Consider the following 2,121-nt stretch of genomic DNA (forward strand, 5'->3'; position numbering starts at 1 on the left):
TCCTGCTCACCGAGGGAGCCCGCGGTGAGGGCGCGATCCTGCGCAACGCGTCGGGTGAGCGATTCATGGAGCGTTACGCCCCCACCATCAAGGACCTCGCCCCGCGTGACATCGTCAGCCGTTGCATGGTCCAGGAGGTGGCCGAGGGGCGCGGCGCGGGCCCGCACCGCGACTACGTGCTGCTGGACTGCACCCACCTGGGCGCCGAAGTACTGGAGACCAAGCTCCCCGACATCACCGAGTTCGCCCGCACCTACCTGGGCGTGGATCCCGTCGTCGAACCGGTGCCGGTCATGCCCACCGCCCACTACGCGATGGGCGGCATCCCGACCAACGTCGCCGCCGAGGTACTCGCCGACAACACCACCGTCGTGCCGGGCCTGTACGCCGCCGGCGAGTGCGCGTGCGTGTCGGTGCACGGATCGAACCGGCTGGGGACGAACTCGCTGCTGGACATCAACGTCTTCGGCAAGCGCGCCGGCCGCAACGCCGTCGAGTACGTCAAGACCGCCGACTTCGTGCCGCTGCCCGACAACCCCGCCGGCGCGGTGCGCGACCTGCTCGAAGGGCTGCGCAACAACACCGGCACCGAGCGGATCGCCGTGCTGCGCAAGACGCTGCAGGACGAGATGGACCGCAAGGCCCAGGTGTTCCGCACCGACGAGTCGCTCACCGAGGTGCTCGGCACCATCGAAGAGCTGCGCGAGCGCTACAAGAACGTGCACGTCGACGACAAGGGCACGCGCTTCAACACCGACCTGCTGGAGGCCGTCGAGCTCGGGTTCCTGCTCGACATCGCCGAGGTCGTCGTGGTCACAGCGCGCAACCGCCAGGAGTCCCGCGGTGGGCACATGCGCGACGACTACCCCAAGCGCGACGACGAGCACTTCATGCAGCACACGATGGCGTACCTGTCGGGGGATCCGCACTCCTCGCACGCCGAAGACCACATCCGCCTGGATTGGAAACCCGTCGTCGTGACCCGCTACCAGCCGATGGAGAGGAAGTACTGATGTCGACCCCCATCGTGGCGACCGAGGCCGAGTTGGAAGTAGCGCAGGAACCGCAGTCCGACACCGGCATCCAGTCCTTCCTGGTCACCTTCATCGTGCGGCGTTTCGACCCGGAGACCGACAGCGAGCCGCACTGGGTCGACTACGACGTGGAACTGTACTCGACCGACCGCGTGCTCGACGCCCTGCACAAGATCAAGTGGGAGGTCGACGGGTCGCTCACCTTCCGCCGCTCCTGCGCGCACGGCATCTGCGGTTCGGACGCGATGCGCATCAACGGGCGCAACCGCCTCGCTTGCAAGACCCTGATCAAGGACCTCGACATCTCGAAGCCGCTCGTCGTCGAGGCCATCAAGGGGTTGCCGCTGGAGAAGGACCTCGTCGTCGACATGGAGCCGTTCTTCGCGTCGTACCGCGAGGTGCAGCCGTTCCTGATCGCGAACTCGACGCCGGAGCCGGGCAAAGAGCGCATCCAGTCGATCGCGGACCGGGAGATCTTCGACGACACCACCAAGTGCATTCTCTGCGCGGCATGCACCTCGTCGTGCCCGGTGTTCTGGACCGACGGACAGTACTTCGGCCCCGCCGCGATCGTCAACGCGCACCGTTTCATCTTCGACTCGCGCGACGACGCCGGCGACGTGCGACTGGACATCCTCAACGACAAAGAGGGCGTGTGGCGCTGCCGCACCACCTTCAACTGCACCGAGGCGTGCCCGCGCGGCATTGAGGTCACCAAGGCGATCGCCGACGTCAAGCAGGCCGTACTGCGCCACTGAGACGGCATTCGGCCGGCCTCGGTGTCCGGGGTAGCCGAGACCGGCCGCCCGCGCACGACCCTGCGGGGGGCCGAATCCGCTCTGCGGGGGCATCCGTCCGCTCGCGTCCCTCGCCCGGGCAGCGTGTCTCGCTGGCTACTGTGGAGGTGTGCCTGATCGCCGCCACGCCGCTGCCCGCGCCGCGACGAGGGCGCGCCCGGCTCCCCCGCACCGTGCCGCAGCCGCCGCCCGCGCCGAGGAAGAGAACCTGCGGCGGCGGTGGGAAGCGACCCAGGCGAGCCTGCGGGAACGATTCGACAAGCCGATCGAACGCGCAACGGAGATCACCC

Annotated in this window: 2 protein-coding genes and 1 pseudogene; all 3 read left to right on the top strand. The window is 68.3% G+C overall.

All coding sequences use genetic code 11. The features are described from left to right. A partial coding sequence (locus ACK5KK_RS07705; RefSeq protein WP_416889503.1) for an FAD-binding protein occupies window positions 1-1,013 on the top strand: 1,013 nt, incomplete at its 5' end. Continuing rightward, complete coding sequence (locus ACK5KK_RS07710; RefSeq protein WP_416889504.1) at window positions 1,013-1,792, top strand: succinate dehydrogenase iron-sulfur subunit; 780 nt, start codon at window positions 1,013-1,015, stop codon at window positions 1,790-1,792. The genes ACK5KK_RS07705 and ACK5KK_RS07710, both read left to right, overlap by 1 nt. 148 nt (window positions 1,793-1,940) lie before the next feature. Further along, window positions 1,941-2,121, top strand: a pseudogene (locus ACK5KK_RS07715) (hypothetical protein); the annotation flags it as partial.

This window comes from Microbacterium sp., from assembly GCF_047972865.1.
Classification (GTDB): Bacteria; Actinomycetota; Actinomycetes; order Actinomycetales; family Microbacteriaceae; genus Microbacterium.

What these genes read in the sequence shown, in the direction of transcription:
- ACK5KK_RS07710 (WP_416889504.1), top strand. Translation starts at nt 1,013, where the DNA reads ATGTCGACCCCCATCGTGGCGACCGAGGCCGAGTTGGAAGTAGCGCAG.